Below are 17,193 nucleotides of genomic sequence, written 5' to 3'. Positions count from 1 at the left end.
TAGCCAGCCCATGAACGCACCCGCCAAATTCTCCACCTCCCAGATCCGCAGCGACTTCCTCGACTTCTTCAAGGGCAAGGGCCATACCATCGTGCCGTCCGCACCGCTGGTGCCCGGCAACGATCCCACGCTGCTGTTCACCAATTCCGGCATGGTGCAGTTCAAGGACGTGTTCCTGGGCGCCGAGAAGCGCAGCTACGTGCGCGCAGCGGACGTGCAGCGCTGCCTGCGCGCCGGCGGCAAGCACAACGACCTGGATTCGGTCGGCTACACCGCCCGCCATCACACCTTCTTCGAGATGCTCGGCAACTGGTCGTTTGGCGACTACTTCAAGAAGGACGCCATCGCCTGGGCCTGGGAGCTGCTGACCCAGGTCTGGAAGCTGCCGGCCGAGCGCCTGCTGGTCACCGTCTACCATACCGACGACGAGGCTTACGGCCTGTGGCGCGACATGATCGGCGTGCCCGCCGAGCGCATCGTGCGCATCGGCGACAACAAGGGCGCGCCCTACGCCTCGGACAACTTCTGGCAGATGGCCGACACCGGTCCCTGCGGCCCATGCACCGAGATCTTCTACGACCACGGCGCGCACATCGCCGGTGGCCCGCCGGGGTCGCCCGACGAGGATGGCGATCGCTTCATCGAGATCTGGAACCTGGTGTTCATGCAGTTCGATCGTCAGCCCGACGGCACCCTGGTGCCGCTGCCGGCCCCCTGCGTGGACACCGGCATGGGCCTGGAGCGCCTGGCCGCGATCCTGCAGCACGTGCACACCAACTACGAGATCGACCTGTTCCAGACGCTGATCCGCAAGGCCTCCGAGCTGACCGGTACCGCCGACCTGGAGAACAAGTCGCTGCGCGTGATCGCCGACCACATCCGTGCCTGCGCATTCCTGATCGTTGACGGCGTGCTGCCGTCCAACGAAGGTCGCGGCTACGTGCTGCGCCGGATCATCCGCCGCGCCCTGCGCCATGGCTGGATGCTCGGCGTGCGCCAGCCGTTCTTCAGCAAGCTGGTGCCGACCCTGGTGGAACTGATGGGCGAGGCCTATCCGGAACTGACCGCCGCCCAGGACACCGTGCTGCGCGCCCTGCAGGCCGAGGAAGAGCGCTTCGCCGAAACCCTCGATGCCGGCATGAAGATCTTCGAGGACGTCGCCGCCAAGGCGCAGGGCGGGATGATCGCCGGCGAGGACGCCTTCCGCCTGTACGACACCTACGGCTTCCCGCTGGACCTGACCCAGGACATCGCCCGCGAGCGCGATCTGCGCGTGGACGAGCAGGGCTTCGAGACGGCGATGGACGAGCAGCGCCGGCGCGCGCGCGAAGCCGGCAAGTTCGGCGGCGGCGTGCAGCTGCCGGCGGATCTGGTGGCGACGCTGGCCCCGACCGTGTTCCTGGGGTACGACAGCCTGCAGGCCGACGGCCTGCGCGTGGTCGCCCTGCTCAAGGACGGTCGTCCGGTCCAGTCGGCCCAGGCCGGCGATGCGGTGATCGTGCTGACCGACAAGACGCCGTTCTATGCCGAATCCGGCGGCCAGGTCGGTGATCTCGGCACACTGACTGCCGCCGGCACCCGGGTGACAGTCACCGACACGCAGAAGTTCGCCGGCCAGTTCCATGGCCACGTCGGCACCCTGGAAGAAGGCAGCCTGAAGCTCGGCGACGTGCTCGCCGGTGAGGTCGATGCCGAGCGCCGCGGCGCCACCATCCTCAATCACTCGGCGACGCACCTGCTGCATGCGGCCCTGCGCGAGGTACTGGGCACCCACGTCCAGCAGAAGGGCTCGCTGGTGGCGCCGGATCGGCTGCGCTTCGACTTCTCGCATTTCCAGTCGATCGGGGCCGAGGAACTGGCGCTGATCGAGCGCAAGGTCAACCAGCAGGTCCGCGCCAACAATGCGGCCGAAGTGCACCAGATGGGCATGCAGGAAGCGCTGGACTTCGGCGCGATGGCGCTGTTCGGCGAGAAGTACGGTGAGCGCGTGCGCGTGCTGAAGATGGGCGACTACTCCACCGAACTGTGCGGTGGCACGCACGTCGGCCGGACCGGGGACATCGGCCTGTTCAAGATCACCAGCGAAGGCGGCGTCTCCGCCGGCGTCCGCCGCATCGAGGCGGTGACCGGGCAGGGCGCGCTGGACTACGTGGCGGCCGAGGAGGCCCGGCTGCGCGAGGCGGCCGACCTGGTCGGCGGCAACAGCCATGACGTGGTCGACAAGATCCGTCAGCTCGGCGACCGCTACAAGCGCCTGGAGCGCGAGCTGGAGGCGCTGAAGGCCAAGCTGGCGTCCGGCGCTACCGCCGACCTGGCCGGCTCTGCGGTCGACGTCGACGGCGTGAAGGTCCTGGCGGTGCGGCTGGAAGGCTTCGATGCCAAGGCCCTGCGCGAGGCCATGGACCGTCTGAAGCAGCAGCTGGGCGATAGCGTGATCGTCCTGGCCGGCGCCAGCGAGGGCAAGGTCGCCCTGGTCGCCGGCGTGAACGGCAGCCCAATGGGACGGGTCAAGGCCGGGGAACTGTTGAGCCATATCGCCGGTCAGATCTCGGGCAAGGGCGGCGGCCGCCCGGACCTCGCCCAGGGTGGTGGCGAGGACGGGCCCGCCCTTGCCCCCGCACTCGCCGGCGTCCCCGCCTGGGTCAAGCAACATCTCCCCTGAACATCCGAACGCCGTGCCTTGCTGGCAGGGCGCGGCTTCCCGTAACATCACCCCTCTTTTCACTTTCATTATGGGGCGTGCCGCAGCGCGGGCGCCGTGCCGGTGAGACCCACCGGTTCCCTGGAGAATTCTAAAAATGTTGATCCTGACTCGCCGGGTAGGCGAAACCTTGATGATCGGCGATTCGGTCACCGTGACGGTGCTTGGGGTCAAGGGCAATCAAGTGCGTATCGGCATCACCGCGCCGAAGGACGTGGCGGTGCATCGCGAAGAGATCTACCAGCGCATCCAGCGCGGCGACGAGCCGAACTCCCACGGCGGTGGTCACGGCGATCAATCTGCCGATTGATGCGTCGAAAGGGTTTACCTGAGACCCCACAACCCGGTATTCTTCGCGCCCGGTCGCGGAATATCCGCAGCGCAGAAATCCGGAGTGATGCCCGAGTGGCTGAAGGGGCTCCCCTGCTAAGGGAGTATAGGGTCAAAAGCTCTATCGAGGGTTCGAATCCCTCTCACTCCGCCAGTGTCAAGGAAACGCCCGCAAATCAACGATTTGTGGGCGTTTTTCTTTTTCGCCACCTTGGACACTCGCTTGGACACTTCCATGCGAGTCGCGCACTACCTCACCCGCGGCGAGACCGGCCGCTACTACGTTCGTTTGCGCATTCCTGCTGATTTGCAGGCGCGCTTCGGGCGCAAGGTCATCAAACGCAGTGCCGGCACGACGTGCGATCGCGCCGCGCTTGGCTACGCGCTCCTCCTGCAGCAGCGCTATGCTCGAGCCTTCGCAGCCATCAGGAACGGCAGCATGGGATCGGAGCTGGATGAGCTCTTGAGGAGCCTGGAGGGCACGTCGTCGCTCGAGCTCATCCTCAAGGACGTGAAGCTGCCGGGTGGGGCCTCGTTCGGCCAGGTGGAGATCAACGACCAGAACGACTTGTCGTTGTTCCAGAAGCTGGCGGCGCAGCACGCGGTGCCCGTGCCGTCGCCCACACCGTTCCCGCCGCGCAGGGTCGTCAAGCCCATCGGTGAGGCTCGCCCCGCTGGCCTGACCCTCGCGGCTGCGCGCGACAAGTATCTGGTCAGCATCCAGGGCAAGAACACCGCCAAGACCATCGTCCAGAAGACCCGCGCCCTCAAAGACCTCGAGGCCTTCGTGGCGAGCCAGCGCAAGGGCAAGAGCAAAGAAAAACAGTCGGTGATGTTGAAGGAACTGACGCGGACCGACTTCTCGGAGTGGTTCCTGCACGAGACCGCACAGAAGCGCGTCATCACATACATCACCAACCGGTTCTCGGCCTGCGCGGATTTCATCAAGTGGGCGCAGACGGCTGGCCACTACCCGCAAGGCGACAACCCTGCGTCTGGTCATGCCTCTGTGCCCAAGCAGCTGAAGAAGCAGCGGGCGAAAAGCCATGGCTCGCAGGCGTTCACCCCGGACCAGGTCAAGCGCATCTTCGACCCGGAGAACTTCAAGCAGTTGAAGGGCGATGCGGCGCGGTGGCTCCCGCTCATCCTGCTTTACACGGGTGCGCGCTCCAACGAGGTGGCCCGGTTGGAGCTGGAAGATTGCCGAGAGGAAGACGGCATCCCGATCTTCCACTTCACCTGGATGGGCGAGGACAAGAGCCTTAAGACCGACGCCAGCGATCGGAAGACCCCGGTGCACCCGGACCTCATCAAGCTGGGGCTGTGGGAGCGTGTGGAGCGGCTCAAGGCCGCCGGCGAGACGAAGCTCTTCCCGGAGCTCAGCTTCGACGCCAAGAACGGGCCTGCGGGCCGGACCCAACACGCGTTCTCACGCTACCTGGTCAAGCTGGGCATCAAGGCGCGCGGCGGTGGCAGGGTGGGGCACCACAGCTTCCGGGACACGGTCATCGGCGCGTTGAAGGCGGCTGGGGTCCACCGGGAGATGCGGGAGGAATACACCGGGCACGAGTTGTCGGACCGGCAGGAGCATGCCCATGCGTATGAGACGGAGTTCAGTCCGACGGCGTTGGCTGAGGCTTGTCATTCAAAACTTGCTTGGGCCATTAATGCCGAGTTGATGACCAATGAAGAGCCGCTTCCTATCTGCCACAACACGGACGAGTAGGCTGAAACAGGTTGGTTAGGCAGCAATTTTGCTGATTTATTCATTTTTGTGAGGGTGGGCTAAGTGGCGTGGCCACGGCTATTGACAGCTGTGGCCACGCATCCTAGCCTACGATATGTGAATCCCTAGAGGAGCGCGCCGTGAGTGAAGACAATCTATTTCCCTTTGAAGTCCAGAAAGCCATACAAGAGCGCTTCGGGCAAAAAAAGGCGCATCACTTGCTTGATGTGCTGAGTGAGATTGTAAGCGCAAAGTCCCAGGACTATTTCGGTATTCACAATGCGCGTGAAACAAAGAAAGAATTGGCTGGTGTCTTAAACCAAGCATCAGCTGGAAAGCCTCAGCTTATTCAGAGGGCTAATGATGACTTGCCTTTAATATTGATGTCTATGGAGACAGTCATGGCAGTCTTGGATCATGAACTTTCGGTGCCAACTTCTTTTTGGCAAGAAATCGAAAACGATCTTCTGCCTATAGATAAGCCGATAAAGCTCAAGGAGCGCCATAGGGAAGGTATCAAGTATTTAGACGGAAATTTAGAGCTGGTAAGCGACTGATGAGCTACCTCCTATCAACCGCTGCACTCAATGACTTGGTGTCGCAGAAGTTATCCATGGTAGGGTTTGCAAGTGCGGTCAATTACAACTCTATCCATGTTAGCGTCATATCAGCGGGTATTTTATATGCAGAAATTTCCGCACTTCCTCCGTCGGCTAGCAGTAAGCACAATCTTAAGATAAACCTAGATGTCATCATGAAGAAAGTTGAGTCATCAAACGGTGTAAGGGATATCAGTCTTGATATAATTAATAGCTGGGTCCAACTTGATGGTCTGCAACTTATGAATAGTATGGGTCAACCTTTAGGGATGGAATCAACGCTGGTTTTTGCCACTGCATTGGTGTCTCAGTTGACTCTCGTTACGCCGGTAGAGCCGTGGTTACCCACCCTTAAGGCGCGCGGTTTGCATGTCCACACATACTAAAGGAAGATGGGGAATTTCGTTTCCTGATAACGTCGAGGCAATAGCCCCGGAGCGAGTAAACATACTTGCACTTTCGGGCGGCGGATACAGAGGTCTTTTCGGTGCTCATGTGCTTTCAAAAATGGAAGCGCGCTTTGGTACATCCTGTAAAGATAATTTCCAAATTTTTGCGGGGACTTCTATCGGTGGCATAGTGGCTTGTGCATTGGCTGTAGGTATTCCAGCCAAAACGGTGTATGAATCATTCAAAGAAAATGGCGAGAAAATATTCCCGAAAAAATGGCTTTCATTTAGAAGGGGCTTCTTCGCTGTAAAATATTCGCCTGTGGCTCTAAAAAGAGTGGTAGAGGAAATTCTCGGCGCTCACTCTAATATTCCTCTTAAAAATATTAAAGTCCCGCTTTTGCTTCCGACTGTGTGCATCAATGATTCGACTGCCACGGTATTAAAATCTGGAGGGCTGGCATTTGATGAGTTCTCTTCAGATGTTTCGCTCCTAGAGGCAGCTATGGCTACTTCGGCTGCTCCTACATATCTTCCGTCCCGTCTCGTCGGTAATAGAACGCTGGTGGATGGTGGCCTAGTCGCTAATGCTCCAGATGTGGTAGCTATTGCTGAAGCAGTCCGTTCAGTGTGTAAGCTTGAAAATACCTATATGCTCAGTATAGGGACTTGCGGACGCCCCCCGCGTAAGGGACTGGGCGGCTCTATTGCAGCGGGCAAGTTGAGTTGGATAATAAAACATAATTTGGTGGGGCTTACTTTCGACACGCAAGAGCAGCTTGCGGTAGAGACGGTTGGGTTACTCTTAAGGGAGAAATACCTCCGCATAGATGCCGAGGCATCCACAGAAGAGAGGGCTGTTCTGGGTTTGGATAAAGCTGGTCCGGCAGCTACCAAGATGTTGGATGCCTTGGCTGTCAGGGCTGTAGGTCAATTAACGCAACAACAATCACAGCGCTTGGATGACTTCTTTCATTTCAAGCCCATGTTTTGACTGATTACTGCTGTGGATTATTTGCCACGTTGTTGAAGATAGGCAATCGTATCTCCCACAAAGGTTCGGCGGCCCTTCTTGGGAAAGCTTTTGATTTCACATTTAGTCCAAAAAAGACATGCCCATGGAGAAATTATGGCTAACTCCTTTAAACTCGTGGCCTCCGGGATAAGACCCATGTTCCTAACAGGCGATGCGCTGAATGAGTAAGAAAACCCTGGAGTCGATCACCTCTGCCAAGGCCAAGATCGAAGAGGAGCTCCGCAAGCTCGAAGAGCAAGAAGCAACCCTCCGCCAAGAACAGGCCGCCTCCGCAGTGACAGAGATCATTGGCCTGCTGAGTCAATACGGCGAGCACTTCACCCCGAAGCAGAAGGCCGAACTGGCGGTGGCCATCGGGGCCAGCAGCCCCGGCCGTGGCCGCAGAGCCGCTCCAGCTCAGACCAAGAAGGAAGTGGCCCCCAAGTATTGGCTGCCCCATACCCAAGAGACTTGGTCGGGCCGCGGACGCACCCCCTTGGCGTTCAAGGCGTGGGAGGGCACGGCGGCCTACAAGCAGTGGAAGGCCAGCCACCCGGACGAGAAGTTTCCGAAGTATCCGGGGTAGCCCGTCTCGGACGTTCGTTGAAAAGAAGCCCTGGATCGCCAGGGCTTCTTGCTTTGGGAAACCGGAAAAATTCGCAAGCACTGTCTCGCTCTGTGCGACACATCTTCTGTCTACTCCTGCCGTGGCATGCATCGGATGTGGGGTGCTAGCCGCACGGGCTGAAAAATCAACCAGCGAGAGAGAGAGAAATCATGGGTGACCTGCACTTTGACGCGAACGGAATTTTCAACGGAATCGTCGTTGCTCTGCTGCTTGGAGGAGGTGGTTGGGCACTGGGATGGGCAAGGATGCGGCTAGGCCTGATAAACGACAGGATTAGCCTCAAGATCCTTCGGGCTGAGTTGAACAAGGTATTGAGTCTTCAGCAGAACCCAGGAAAAGTTGCGGAATTCCTTCTCACCCAACTGCTCTGCTGCTTCGGAATCCTGGGGATTGGAATGGCCTATGCGCCGATGGCTTTCATGGACGGTGGAGCAAAGCTGATTGGGCCAATCTTGGCCATCCTTGGATTGGGCATCTATACCTGTGTCGTCTACGCGATCGGCATCATCATTCGGCTGAAGAAGGGAGCCAAGTATGTGCAGCGCCAAGAAGCAAAAGTTGCGGCGCTTGAGGAGAGGCTTGAGCGAAGGAATGCGGTGAAGCAAAAAGTGAAGCATTAGGGCTTTGAAGGCTATGAGGTTTGCGTAGCATTTTTTCTGATGCCAAGGTCCGTGTTCAACTGATCACGAGTCCGCATCTCCCATGGCAAGCTGTCTCCATCGTCCAGGCCACTTCACCCACCATGGCTGGGGGACGGAGGCCAGAACCTCCACCTAAGCGCCGACGATCAAAGGCCCCGCACGCGGGGCCTTTGCTTTTCGCCCGGCTGGGCTGCGGTCTGATATGGGCCAGGCGAGGAGGGGCCGCGGCTCGAGCTCGACTTCACGGATGCATTTGTCCAATCCCGTAGACGGTTTTCCCCAGGCTCTGGGCTGCGCTTGCGGCCCCTTCAGCCCAGCAGTAGCGTCTATGAGGCCGCATACCTCAAGGATCGACCGATGAAAACCTTCTCCGGAATAGCTATCGGGGTGGCCATGATGGCCGCCGGGTTGTCCCCGCTCGCCAAGGCAGCGGAGCCGGCGTTGAACCCGGCCGACGTCATCGAGGGCATGGGAGAGCGCATTCCCCCCGGCAAACAAAACGTCAGCCTGTCGCCGTTGTTCAAGGCCTACGTGTTCGAGAAGGCGGGTCTGAAATTCGTGCAAATCAACTCGCTGCAGGACGAGGTCATCACCGTCATCGTCGTCACGCCTGGCGCCGAGTCCCGGCTGCCGATCGGCTCTGCCGCGGGGCAACCGCTGCCCGTGCTCGAGGGCGACGCGACCAGTTGAGCGGATGCTCCCGGAGAGCGGGACTCCCCTCGTAGCTATCCCTTGCCCGCAAAGAGAAAGCCCCAGGTGGTGGCCCAGGGCTTCAATGAGACGCGTTGCGACGCCGGCGCGTGCTCAGCTCAGATCGCAGTTGCTCGGCAGCTTCCACGTCGTCGCCGGCAGCATGTTCTTGACCGCAGATGATGCGGTGATGCCAACGTTGCTGGCACCGATGAGTTCTTCCAGGTCGGCGATCGACACGATGTAGTCGTCCAGGCTGCCCAGGCCGGTCTGGTTCGGGATGATCCAGCTGATGGCCTTCTCAGCGCCGGTGCTCGGGTCCGTGGTGATGATCGTCTTCCAGAAATATTCGGGCGTGCGGATGCCGTGGCTCGAGAGGAAGTAGTCGTTAGACGTGTCTCCGAAGACCACGCCGCCGTAGACCTTCACCGGCCGGATATCGCGGTAGCACTCGGCGACATTTTCCGCGCTCACCCAGATGCCCTGATTGAAGCCCGACACCTGCGGCACGATGTTGGACATCAGGTTCGCGCGCACGATGTAGGTCGAGTTGTAGTCCATGTGGTTCGACGTGACCAGGTGGCCACGGTCGTAGCCCGAGCGCACGCTGGCGTAGGACTTCGTCGAGGTCTGACCGCCACAGCCGCTCGGCAGGGTGGTGTCGAGCTTGAAATCAGATGGGCGCGCCGCAGACCCGGTGTCCGCGTTGAGCGAGTATTCGTAGCGTGTGGCGGTGTGCTCGGTGCAGTCGTAGGTCAGGATAAAGCCGCCCTTGTTGAGCGTGACGACCTGGGCCTGCGCTGCTGCGCTGGCGGTGGTGAACAGGAAGACGGCGAGGAAAATCCGGAATCGCATAGTGCACTTCTCCATGTGTTTAGGCAGGCCGCACGAACCCAGCACGCACGGACAAGGGCCGTGCCTGTTGAGAGACGCGCGAGTTGACAGAGGTGGAGCAGACAGCCGAGACCGGCTCAATGCCGGTGTGGTGGGAGAGACGACAACCGCGCCCCTTTGCCACGGAGTGGCACGCGGTTGCGACATGTATCTAACAGCGAGCTGAGCGGGTCAACCGCGGATTGGCCAAGGTGTGACTTGGTCGGAAGACTTCGTCGCTGTAAAACGGCCTCCATAGCCATGCAATACGGGCGAGGTATGGAGCAAAAAGAAAGCCCGGATTGCCGGGCTTTTTGATGCGGATGCTCTATCGGAATCAACTGGTCAGCTGCACCCACAGCACCAGCAATACCATCGGCAGCCCGCTCAGCAGCGAAAAGATCCAGAAGGCTCCCATCAGAGCCAGCGGCGTCATGACCCACCACTGGGCCCAGCTGAAGCCCTGGTCGCGCTGTCGAGCCGCGTAGGCGGCCTGCGGGTAGAGCCGCTCTGCTTTGCGCAGACCCCGCCGGGCCATCAAGGGCCCGACGAGGAAGCCCAGCGGGCCCAGGAAGAGCAGGCTCAGCGAGAACCACCAGAAGAAGCGGTTGTGGGGCGTCAGCACTTTCTTGGGGTCAGCACGCGGCGCACCGACGCCAGGGAGCGGGTGGACCGCGCCCATCGACGCAGGGGTGATCGGATCAGGATGGGGCGTCATTTGGCGTAGGCCCTCCACGTGCCGTCGGCTTTGGCATAGCGCAAATTCTTGTTGACGGGCACGGGGACCTGCCGACCGGCAATCTCGAGGACGACCTGGCCGCGCGTGTCGCAGCGGTAGCCGTCGGCGTCCTCGGCCTTGGTGCAGCCGGTCAGCTCGAAATCCCGAATGTCGCTCACTCGGCCGGCGCCGCTCTGCTCAAGCAGGGTCACCAGGGCCTGCTTGGCGTTGTCGTTCGAGGGCTTGCCGCTGCAGGCGGTCAGGCCCAAGGCCGTGGTCAACGCGACCAGGCCGATCCATGCGTTTTTCATGTCGTTCCTTTTGCTGAGGGATGGTGATGGGGGAGGCGGGCGAGATCAGGGGCTACGGCTTGTCGCGGTTGCCGTCGGGCTTGAAGCCCGCGATCCAGAGCCGGCTGTCCTTGAAGGGCGTCAGCAGGCCGCTGGCCCCCGGATGCAGATCTGCGGTCTGGAGGAACCCCGAGACCCACGCCACGCGCAGCGACACGTCGACGGCGCGATCGGCGACGCCGGGGCGGCTCACGTTGACGGCGAACGGTTGCGCGGGCGGGTTGGGGCCGGTGGAGCGCTGAGCGCCCGTGTTCGGCTTGCTGGCCGGCACTCGGATACCGGTCAGCGTGTCGCGGCCTTTCCACAAAGCGGACGTGTTGAGCTCGGCCGTCTCGCCCAAGTCGTCGGTGTCGGTCAGCGGGGCGTCCGCGCAGGCCCGGAAGGTCTCGACGCTCGACGCGGTAGGGGTGGTCCAGATCTTTGCTTCGACAGTCCAACAGGGAAGGGAGGTCCCCCACTCGGTGAACGTCAGCGCGACCCGAGGCCACTCCAAGCGGCCAGCCTGGGCGGCCTGGTTGTTGTCGCCTTTGAAGAGGTTGTGCAGCTTCCCAGCGCCGCTGAGAGGCGTGTAGAGGGCGCCGGAGCTACCCACCTGCGCTGCGGACTTGCTCCCCGCCTTCGGCTGGATGCCGACCATCTGCTTGCCGGCGTCCTTCAGGCTGCCGCCGAGCTGACGGAAGAAGCTGGGCTTGGGTGCGGGGTCTGAGCCGTCCTGGGCGTGAGCCATAGAGGAGACGAGCGTCATTGCCAGGAGCGCAGCGAACGCTCCTTGTCCTGCGTGCTTCATAGGAAAAGCCCCTGTAGACCGCCGGCCTGGCGGCATTTACGATAATCGCAGATGAGAAGCCGGCATCCAAGCGGCACACTGAGGGAATTCAGCTTTCGTGCAATCTTCTCGATGCCCAAACCCAAGACACCGGCCACGGTCTATGGCACGCGCCTGCGGAGTGCGCGGATGGCCATGGGCTGGACCCAGGCAGAACTCGCCGAGCGCATTGGGATGGTGGACTCGGTGTCAGGAGCCACGCGGGTGAGCCGTTACGAGACGGGGCAACATGACCCTGATCCTGCGACCGCGGAGGCGTTGGCCAAGGCGCTGGACTTGCCGGTGGCCTATTTTCATGCCACTTCAGACCTGATTGCGGAGATCATTCTGCTGGTATCGCGGCTACCGCCGGCCAAGCAAAGGGAGGCGCTAGAGCGCCTGCAGGAACTGGTTGGGAAGGCAAGGAGCTAGGCTGACGTTTTGTCTCACAAAACGAGACTGGCGTCACTTATCCTGTCTTGGTCGGAGAGGGTCTCCGACGGATTGTTTTGCCAACATCTAGCAGAAGGAGTTTGTTATGGCTGGTGGAAACTATTGGTCCGGGCAGGAATGCCCCAAGACCGGAACCTACGGGCAATACAGCGATGTAGACAATAAATACGCTGGTGCTTCCTACGACCGCCATGTTCAAAAGGGGGAGCGGTTTCCACCCAGCTTGAACAACCATCACTTCCACGAGAAGTAATGGAAAAGGGGAGGAGGGCGTGTTCCTCCTCCCTTTAAAAGAGTATTACTGCTCATTCGAAATTTACGCCGCCCGAGTGGTGCTTCGGCGAGCAACAATACGTTACGGATAGAACTTGCTCGGATCGGCCAAGCTCGAATCGAACTGCCCCCGCTGGTAGCGCGGCAGCTCCACGTTGGGCTGATACAGTTCCAGTGCGCTGATCTGCTTGCTGCGCGTCGCCTGCGATCGCTTGTGTAAGTAGTGCTTGCGCAGCACTGGAACCCGTTCGCGGGGATCGGTGCTGTGGCCCGTGACCAGGGCAATCTCCTTCTCGGGGACGTCGATTGCATCGAGTTCGGTGGCCAGGGTGTGGCGGAAGGCGTGGAAACCGATTCCTTTCTCGAACCCAAGGCTCTTCAGGTAGCGCCCAAAGTCCACCACGAACTGCTGGCTGTAACGCGCATTCGTTTCCCCGGTCTTCCGGTTCACACCAGCGGAGAGCAACGGGAACAGTCGGGGGTGGCCGGTCGCCTTCATGTCTTCCACGAATTCCAGGAAGCCTGCCTCCAAGAGTGGCTTCGCGATGGGGACGATGCGCATGCATCCCGCGCCCTTCATGCTTTGCCGGCTGCGCCGCCGGCGTTTCGGGTCCGCGGCCAAGTCTTGGTCCAATGTCTTCTGGAAAGCGATGCACCACACCCCGCGTTCCTCGCTGATGTCGGCCAGCTTCAGCTGGCAGACCTCGTTGACCCTGGCGCCGGTATACAAGCCGATCATCGGCGCCCACCAATACTGAGGTTTCTTGGCCCAGGGGATGAATGTCTCGGGGTCGAAAATGGCCTGCAGGTCTTCGTCCTCGAACAGCCGGATGGCCTTCTCTGGATCGATGGTGTCGTCCTGCTTGATCTTCCGGAAGGCCTTCATGGGCGAAGAAACGATGGCCTGTCCGTTGACCAGGTGGTTGAAGAAAGCGACGAGGAACCGGCGATGACGCTCCTCGGTGGCCGGGGCCAGCGGCGCCACGTCCTGCTCTTTCCCCATGGCGATGGCTTCGTCGAAAGTGAGATCCTTCAACAGCGGGTCCGACGTCAAGTTCCTGGGGGCCCAGCGCAGCAGCTTCCAGAGCGCTTGGATGTGGTGGTAGTCGACCCGGGACGCGGAGATGTTGCCGCAGGTGAGCAGGAGCAGCTTTAACGTGCGCTCTGTGGCCAGCACTGTCTTTGGGTCCAGCTGCCGGCGGCGCATGTCCTCCAGATGGTCTTCGATTTCTTTGGCCAAGGGGCGCGACGGGGTGCCCATGGGCAACTGCGCTGGGTAGCGTGTGCTGTTCTTCAGGCCGCTCTTTCGTCCGGTTTCGTCGAGCGCGGCGAGGATGCACTCTTGGAGATTGATGGCGGCTTCCCGGCCTCGGATGATGGCGCGGTCGATGCGGAACCGGCCGATGTGGATGCCTTCCAACTGCAGGAGGCCGAACGGCGAGGCGATGTAATCGTTGAGTGTTGCGGAGGGGTTGCTGGTCATGGGTCACTTCCATCGAAAGATGGAAGTAGGGATAAAACAGGTCGCGAATTCGTCAATGGGGGCGATACAAAAATTTGCGGTGTAGACGAATACCTCAGGTGTTAGGGTCTTCCCGATGGGGTGCTTCCCGAATCCGCCAATTCGTTATCCGGCAAGAAGCCTTATAAACCAAGGGTTTCGAGAGAATTTTTGTCGATTTATCGCAGTCAATTGCGTATTGTTTGCATTAAATAAGCTAACTTACTTCGATATTTTTCATCATCTCTAGATGAATATAAGTTAAATGTTAGTCAATTTCTGTAAGCTTATTTTTATTTTTCCTGCTCGCACTGTTGTAACTGTCAGTTACGAACAGGCTGCGGAGTGGTGTTGCGAAATTTACAATCTGTCGTAGGTTCGGTCAGTGAAAGCCTGCAGTTCGCTCGGCTAATCTGATTGTGACATGGCTAAAAAGATTAATGTTGGACCGGAAGATCTATCGAAGGCCTGGGCGGCACTGATTCGCTATGAGCGTCGTCAATCTCGAAAAGAGCACCCGGCCGGTAACTTTGATAAAGCAAAGCGTTGGTATCCAAAAGGGCGTGATGAAGAAGTCATGATCGGAGGGCGTCCGCCAACCCGTGGCTATCCCAACTCATACAACGTGGCTTGTCGTAGCCTGGCTCATTGCGAGCGTTACGAAAACGCAGACCATGAGGTCGTCCTCAGGCTGAAGCGTGAGCTCAAGAAAGTTGGAATTGAAGCGACGAGCGACGGGGCTGAGAATATTCTCCGCGCGGCTTTTCTTGATCAAGCGTTGCCACAGGCTGAGCCAGTCACTGTTAGATCTCGTTTTTAAGCTCCGTTCTGGGTGAAGATAAGCTGGGTGGCGCCACACCAAGGTCCCGCATCACGCTTTTTTGAGGATGTGGTGCCCTGGCGCTACCGGTCCTGGAACCGCGGTTCCTACGAGGATGCTCCAGCCATATGAAACACTGCGGCGCGGGCGCCTAAACCTCCATCTCCATCGCCGGCTATGATTCCCGCACTGGGGAGGGAAGCCGATATGAGGACAACTCTAATGCGCCAAGCGCTGCTCGGCTGGGCTCTTTTGCTGCCAGCATCAGCAGCCATGGCCTGCAGCTGCTTGATGTATGAAAGCTTGGATGACGCTAAAGCCAGGGCTGCCGTGGCCGTCCAGGCGACCATCGTCTCCGTGCAGAGAAAGATCGTTCAGCACGGTGACGCGCCTTACTCGGAGCAAGAGGTGGTCCGTTGGCGTGTTGGGGAGTCCATGCGTGGCCCATTGGCCGCCGGCCAGGAATTCGAGACGCGGACAACGATTTCTCCGGCTGCCTGTGGTGAGCAGGTGGTCGATGTCCAACGAGCGCAAGCAATGCCTCTGCGTAAAACGTGGTGGCTGTTCTTCCAGTGGATTCCCGAGAACCGAGCGCCTTGGTTTGTTGCCACGTGCTCAAGAAGCCAGCCCGTTGACGCAGTGGCCCCAGTGCCTGCGTCGTAGGATGACCTTGTTCTAGGTGCAGTGAAGGGTATCGCCTACCGGCCGCCCTGAAACTTGAAGGTGAAGTGAGCGGCCGATGCGGCGGTCTCGCTGGCAATTGGCACGGGTGTGGCGTCCACCAGCGTCAACATGCCATCGGCAACAGGGACCGGGACGCCCAGCGTGAGGTCCATCTCCTTGGACCAGCCGCCGCCAAGCACGGTCGCCTTAACGACCAGCCGGCCGGCCTGGATGCATTGAACGTCGGCAGGGCAGCGGCTGTCTTCGATGACGCGATCGGGGCGCACTCTGGGGCCATCGACCGCGGCAATATCTCCCAGCCGCACGGGGCCTTCGATGGGCTGGTTCGCGACCGGACCACCCGCCGCGCACCCGGCAAGCGATATGGCCATCAGCGCTGCAAGTAGCTTCACTTTCGTCCAAGAGGCAGGGACAGCTTTTCGGTGTTCGATTCGCATGGCTGAGGGCGGCTCCGAAGACGGCCTGAGTGTCCCACAGCTCCGCAATGCGCGGCTTAGATGCGCACCAGAGACTGCCGAACTTGGTGCTGTGGGCATGAGCACTCTCAGTGAGTGGACGCTCACGGCAGCGGCAAGCCAGCAGCCGGCAAAGCGCTGAGCCTACTTCGCTTGACCGACCGGCTGAACCAATTTGGGCCGATGCTGCCACGGCCAAGCTTGTGAAATTTTGGGGCTTAAGCAGTCTGCGTCGTTGTTCAAGCTTTTCCTGCCGCATGTGCGGTCACTGAGGAAAGCGACATGGCAAAGGGCAAAGGTGGTGCAAGTGGAGATACCCGCGCGGTTGGTTCCAACGGCGATCCCGGAGCCAGGCAGGGGCGTGGTCAAGGAGGTGCGGGCGGATGGCCGTCCACCAAGCCCGGTGTGCCATCGGGCGGCAACCGTAGCAATGCACCTCCGAAGCGTTGATCAGGGGCAATCAACCAAGAAGGGGGCAGGACGCCTCTTGGCGGAGCCGGAGCTGGATACCGGTGCCTGTGCCGCTCCCACCATCCAAGATAAGCCTCTCGCCAGCCGGTGCGGTCCAAGTGGCCTATGGCGGTGGGGTGGTCAGGCATCAGCAGGCGCAACAGGAGAGCCGCAATCAAGTAGGGCTCGAGCAAGTCCGCCGAGTCGTCAAGGTCGGTGGGCTTCGCTTTGGGCGTCCAGAGCTGGGTGTGAACCAAGGTCCTGAATGTTGAGCGGGACAGAGGATCCTTGCCGCTTCGCAGTCGTCGGATGAACCTATCGCCCATGCCTAATCTTTTCCCGGACAGTTCGGTCTGAGCGCCCATCTCGGCAATGGTGAGCGGCCGTTCCGGCCAGTCATCTGTGCGCACGTAGTGGCCAACTGCGCCGATGAAATCCACGAGCCGCGCGGCAGGGTCAGCCGGAGTATGGCGACGCCGGCTAGGTGGCCCAGGAGGTGCCAGCAGCACGCCAAATCTAGGAAGGCCAGCCATGGCATCTGGCAACTTTGTTCGGCCAATCCAGTGCCCAATTTCGTGGTCTACCGACGCCAAAAAAGAAAGCGCCATATGGGCGCGTCGGGTTAGGGCAAGGTCGACTGTAGTCCGCTGGGGGTCCGTTGGATCCAACACGGGGCCACGGATACCTGCCACTGCCAACGGCGCGCAGTAGGCTGGCCCCAGTTCGGACTCAGGTCCAAGTTCGGCAAGAAAGCCTGGGGTGTCTGTATCAGCCAACCGGCAGAGCCGTTCGTCTGACGCGTCAAGCATGGCGACTAGCTCGCGCGTTGCGGACGCGCTGCGTTCGTCGAGCAATCCCATGCCGTAGACCATGATCGCTGAGAGCCCCTTGGGCATGTTCTCCTTGAACCCTTTGATCTCGACATCGGTAACGCCACGTTTCTGGAGCGTTCGCAGCCTAAGCGAATCAGCATGCGCTTCCACTTGTTCGCGCTTGGCCATGAGAGCCGCGTAACCGCGCCCTCGGCGAAACGTCATATGGCTCAGACCCGTTGCGTGCTCAAGGAACGCGGCAGGTGCCATGCCCACAAGC

At 60.3% G+C, this 17,193-nt stretch carries 18 protein-coding genes and 1 tRNA gene; 12 read left to right on the top strand and 7 right to left on the bottom strand.

Going from position 1 to position 17,193, the window contains the following annotated elements:
* The first annotated feature begins 10 nt into the window (after positions 1-10).
* The 10 genes from alaS (at position 11) to ACHWVH_RS11445 (ending at position 8,719) form a co-directional block, all read left to right on the top strand.
* Complete coding sequence (alaS, locus tag ACHWVH_RS11490) at positions 11-2,662, top strand: alanine--tRNA ligase (protein WP_394687207.1); 2,652 nt, start codon at positions 11-13, stop codon at positions 2,660-2,662.
* 136 nt (positions 2,663-2,798) lie between these two features.
* Complete coding sequence (csrA, locus tag ACHWVH_RS11485) at positions 2,799-3,011, top strand: carbon storage regulator CsrA (RefSeq protein WP_010341308.1); 213 nt, start codon at positions 2,799-2,801, stop codon at positions 3,009-3,011.
* Between the two features lie 81 nt (positions 3,012-3,092).
* Positions 3,093-3,185, top strand: a tRNA-Ser gene (locus ACHWVH_RS11480).
* A 69-nt stretch (positions 3,186-3,254) separates the two neighbouring features.
* Positions 3,255-4,757 carry a DUF6538 domain-containing protein gene (locus ACHWVH_RS11475; protein ID WP_394687206.1) on the top strand — a complete coding sequence of 501 codons (1,503 nt, stop codon included), beginning with the start codon at positions 3,255-3,257 and terminating at the stop codon, positions 4,755-4,757.
* Positions 4,758-4,897: 140 nt separating this feature from the next.
* Positions 4,898-5,314, top strand: coding sequence for a hypothetical protein (locus tag ACHWVH_RS11470; protein WP_394687205.1), 417 nt, complete (start codon positions 4,898-4,900; stop codon positions 5,312-5,314).
* Entirely contained in the window at positions 5,314-5,742 is a 429-nt protein-coding gene (locus ACHWVH_RS11465; RefSeq protein WP_394687204.1) for a hypothetical protein, read from the top strand. Before ACHWVH_RS11470 ends, ACHWVH_RS11465 begins: the two co-directional genes overlap by 1 nt.
* On the top strand, positions 5,726-6,739 hold the full coding sequence (locus ACHWVH_RS11460) for a CBASS cGAMP-activated phospholipase (RefSeq protein ID WP_394687203.1): 1,014 nt from the start codon (positions 5,726-5,728) through the stop codon (positions 6,737-6,739). Before ACHWVH_RS11465 ends, ACHWVH_RS11460 begins: the two co-directional genes overlap by 17 nt.
* A 202-nt stretch (positions 6,740-6,941) precedes the next feature.
* Complete coding sequence (locus ACHWVH_RS11455; protein WP_394687202.1) at positions 6,942-7,346, top strand: H-NS histone family protein; 405 nt, start codon at positions 6,942-6,944, stop codon at positions 7,344-7,346.
* Between the two features lie 191 nt (positions 7,347-7,537).
* Complete coding sequence (locus ACHWVH_RS11450; protein ID WP_394687201.1) at positions 7,538-8,008, top strand: hypothetical protein; 471 nt, start codon at positions 7,538-7,540, stop codon at positions 8,006-8,008.
* Between the two features lie 378 nt (positions 8,009-8,386).
* Positions 8,387-8,719: a hypothetical protein gene (locus tag ACHWVH_RS11445; protein ID WP_394687200.1), complete on the top strand. Its 333-nt coding sequence runs from the start codon at positions 8,387-8,389 to the stop codon at positions 8,717-8,719.
* Between the two features lie 114 nt (positions 8,720-8,833).
* Here ACHWVH_RS11445 and ACHWVH_RS11440 read toward each other — a convergent pair whose 3' ends face one another.
* The 4 genes from ACHWVH_RS11440 to ACHWVH_RS11425 all read right to left on the bottom strand — a co-directional run bounded on the left by ACHWVH_RS11440 (position 8,834) and on the right by ACHWVH_RS11425 (position 11,447).
* On the bottom strand, positions 8,834-9,574 hold the full coding sequence (locus tag ACHWVH_RS11440; RefSeq protein WP_152180818.1) for a DNA/RNA non-specific endonuclease: 741 nt from the start codon (positions 9,572-9,574) through the stop codon (positions 8,834-8,836).
* Between the two features lie 355 nt (positions 9,575-9,929).
* A complete protein-coding gene (locus tag ACHWVH_RS11435) occupies positions 9,930-10,310 on the bottom strand; it encodes a hypothetical protein (protein ID WP_394687199.1) in 381 nt (126 codons plus the stop codon).
* Positions 10,307-10,621, bottom strand: coding sequence for a hypothetical protein (locus tag ACHWVH_RS11430; protein ID WP_045760595.1), 315 nt, complete (start codon positions 10,619-10,621; stop codon positions 10,307-10,309). Before ACHWVH_RS11430 ends, ACHWVH_RS11435 begins: the two co-directional genes overlap by 4 nt.
* A 52-nt stretch (positions 10,622-10,673) precedes the next feature.
* Positions 10,674-11,447: a hypothetical protein gene (locus tag ACHWVH_RS11425; protein WP_295973483.1), complete on the bottom strand. Its 774-nt coding sequence runs from the start codon at positions 11,445-11,447 to the stop codon at positions 10,674-10,676.
* 111 nt (positions 11,448-11,558) lie between these two features.
* Between ACHWVH_RS11425 and ACHWVH_RS11420 the strand changes: the two genes are divergently transcribed.
* Positions 11,559-11,897 carry a helix-turn-helix domain-containing protein gene (locus ACHWVH_RS11420; protein ID WP_267099428.1) on the top strand — a complete coding sequence of 113 codons (339 nt, stop codon included), beginning with the start codon at positions 11,559-11,561 and terminating at the stop codon, positions 11,895-11,897.
* A gap of 376 nt (positions 11,898-12,273) precedes the next feature.
* Here ACHWVH_RS11420 and ACHWVH_RS11415 read toward each other — a convergent pair whose 3' ends face one another.
* The gene (locus ACHWVH_RS11415; RefSeq protein ID WP_295973479.1) at positions 12,274-13,674 is read right to left on the bottom strand and encodes a site-specific integrase; all 1,401 of its coding nucleotides are present in this window, start codon (positions 13,672-13,674) and stop codon (positions 12,274-12,276) included.
* Positions 13,675-14,116: 442 nt separating this feature from the next.
* Here ACHWVH_RS11415 and ACHWVH_RS11410 point away from each other — a divergent pair, with 442 nt between their 5' ends.
* Positions 14,117-14,512 carry a hypothetical protein gene (locus ACHWVH_RS11410; RefSeq protein ID WP_267122976.1) on the top strand — a complete coding sequence of 132 codons (396 nt, stop codon included), beginning with the start codon at positions 14,117-14,119 and terminating at the stop codon, positions 14,510-14,512.
* 698 nt (positions 14,513-15,210) lie between these two features.
* Here ACHWVH_RS11410 and ACHWVH_RS11405 read toward each other — a convergent pair.
* Positions 15,211-15,567 (bottom strand): hypothetical protein, encoded by a 357-nt coding sequence (locus tag ACHWVH_RS11405; RefSeq protein ID WP_394687242.1) that lies wholly within the window; start codon positions 15,565-15,567, stop codon positions 15,211-15,213.
* A gap of 449 nt (positions 15,568-16,016) precedes the next feature.
* Entirely contained in the window at positions 16,017-17,102 is a 1,086-nt protein-coding gene (locus ACHWVH_RS11400; protein ID WP_295973473.1) for a hypothetical protein, read from the bottom strand.
* Positions 17,103-17,193 lie beyond the last annotated feature (91 nt).

Source organism: uncultured Xanthomonas sp., from assembly GCF_964278005.1.
Classification (GTDB): Bacteria; Pseudomonadota; Gammaproteobacteria; order Xanthomonadales; family Xanthomonadaceae; genus Xanthomonas_A; species Xanthomonas_A sontii.
The sequence above is the reverse complement of the archived record's forward strand: the minus strand, read 5'-3'. Positions and strand labels throughout refer to the sequence as shown.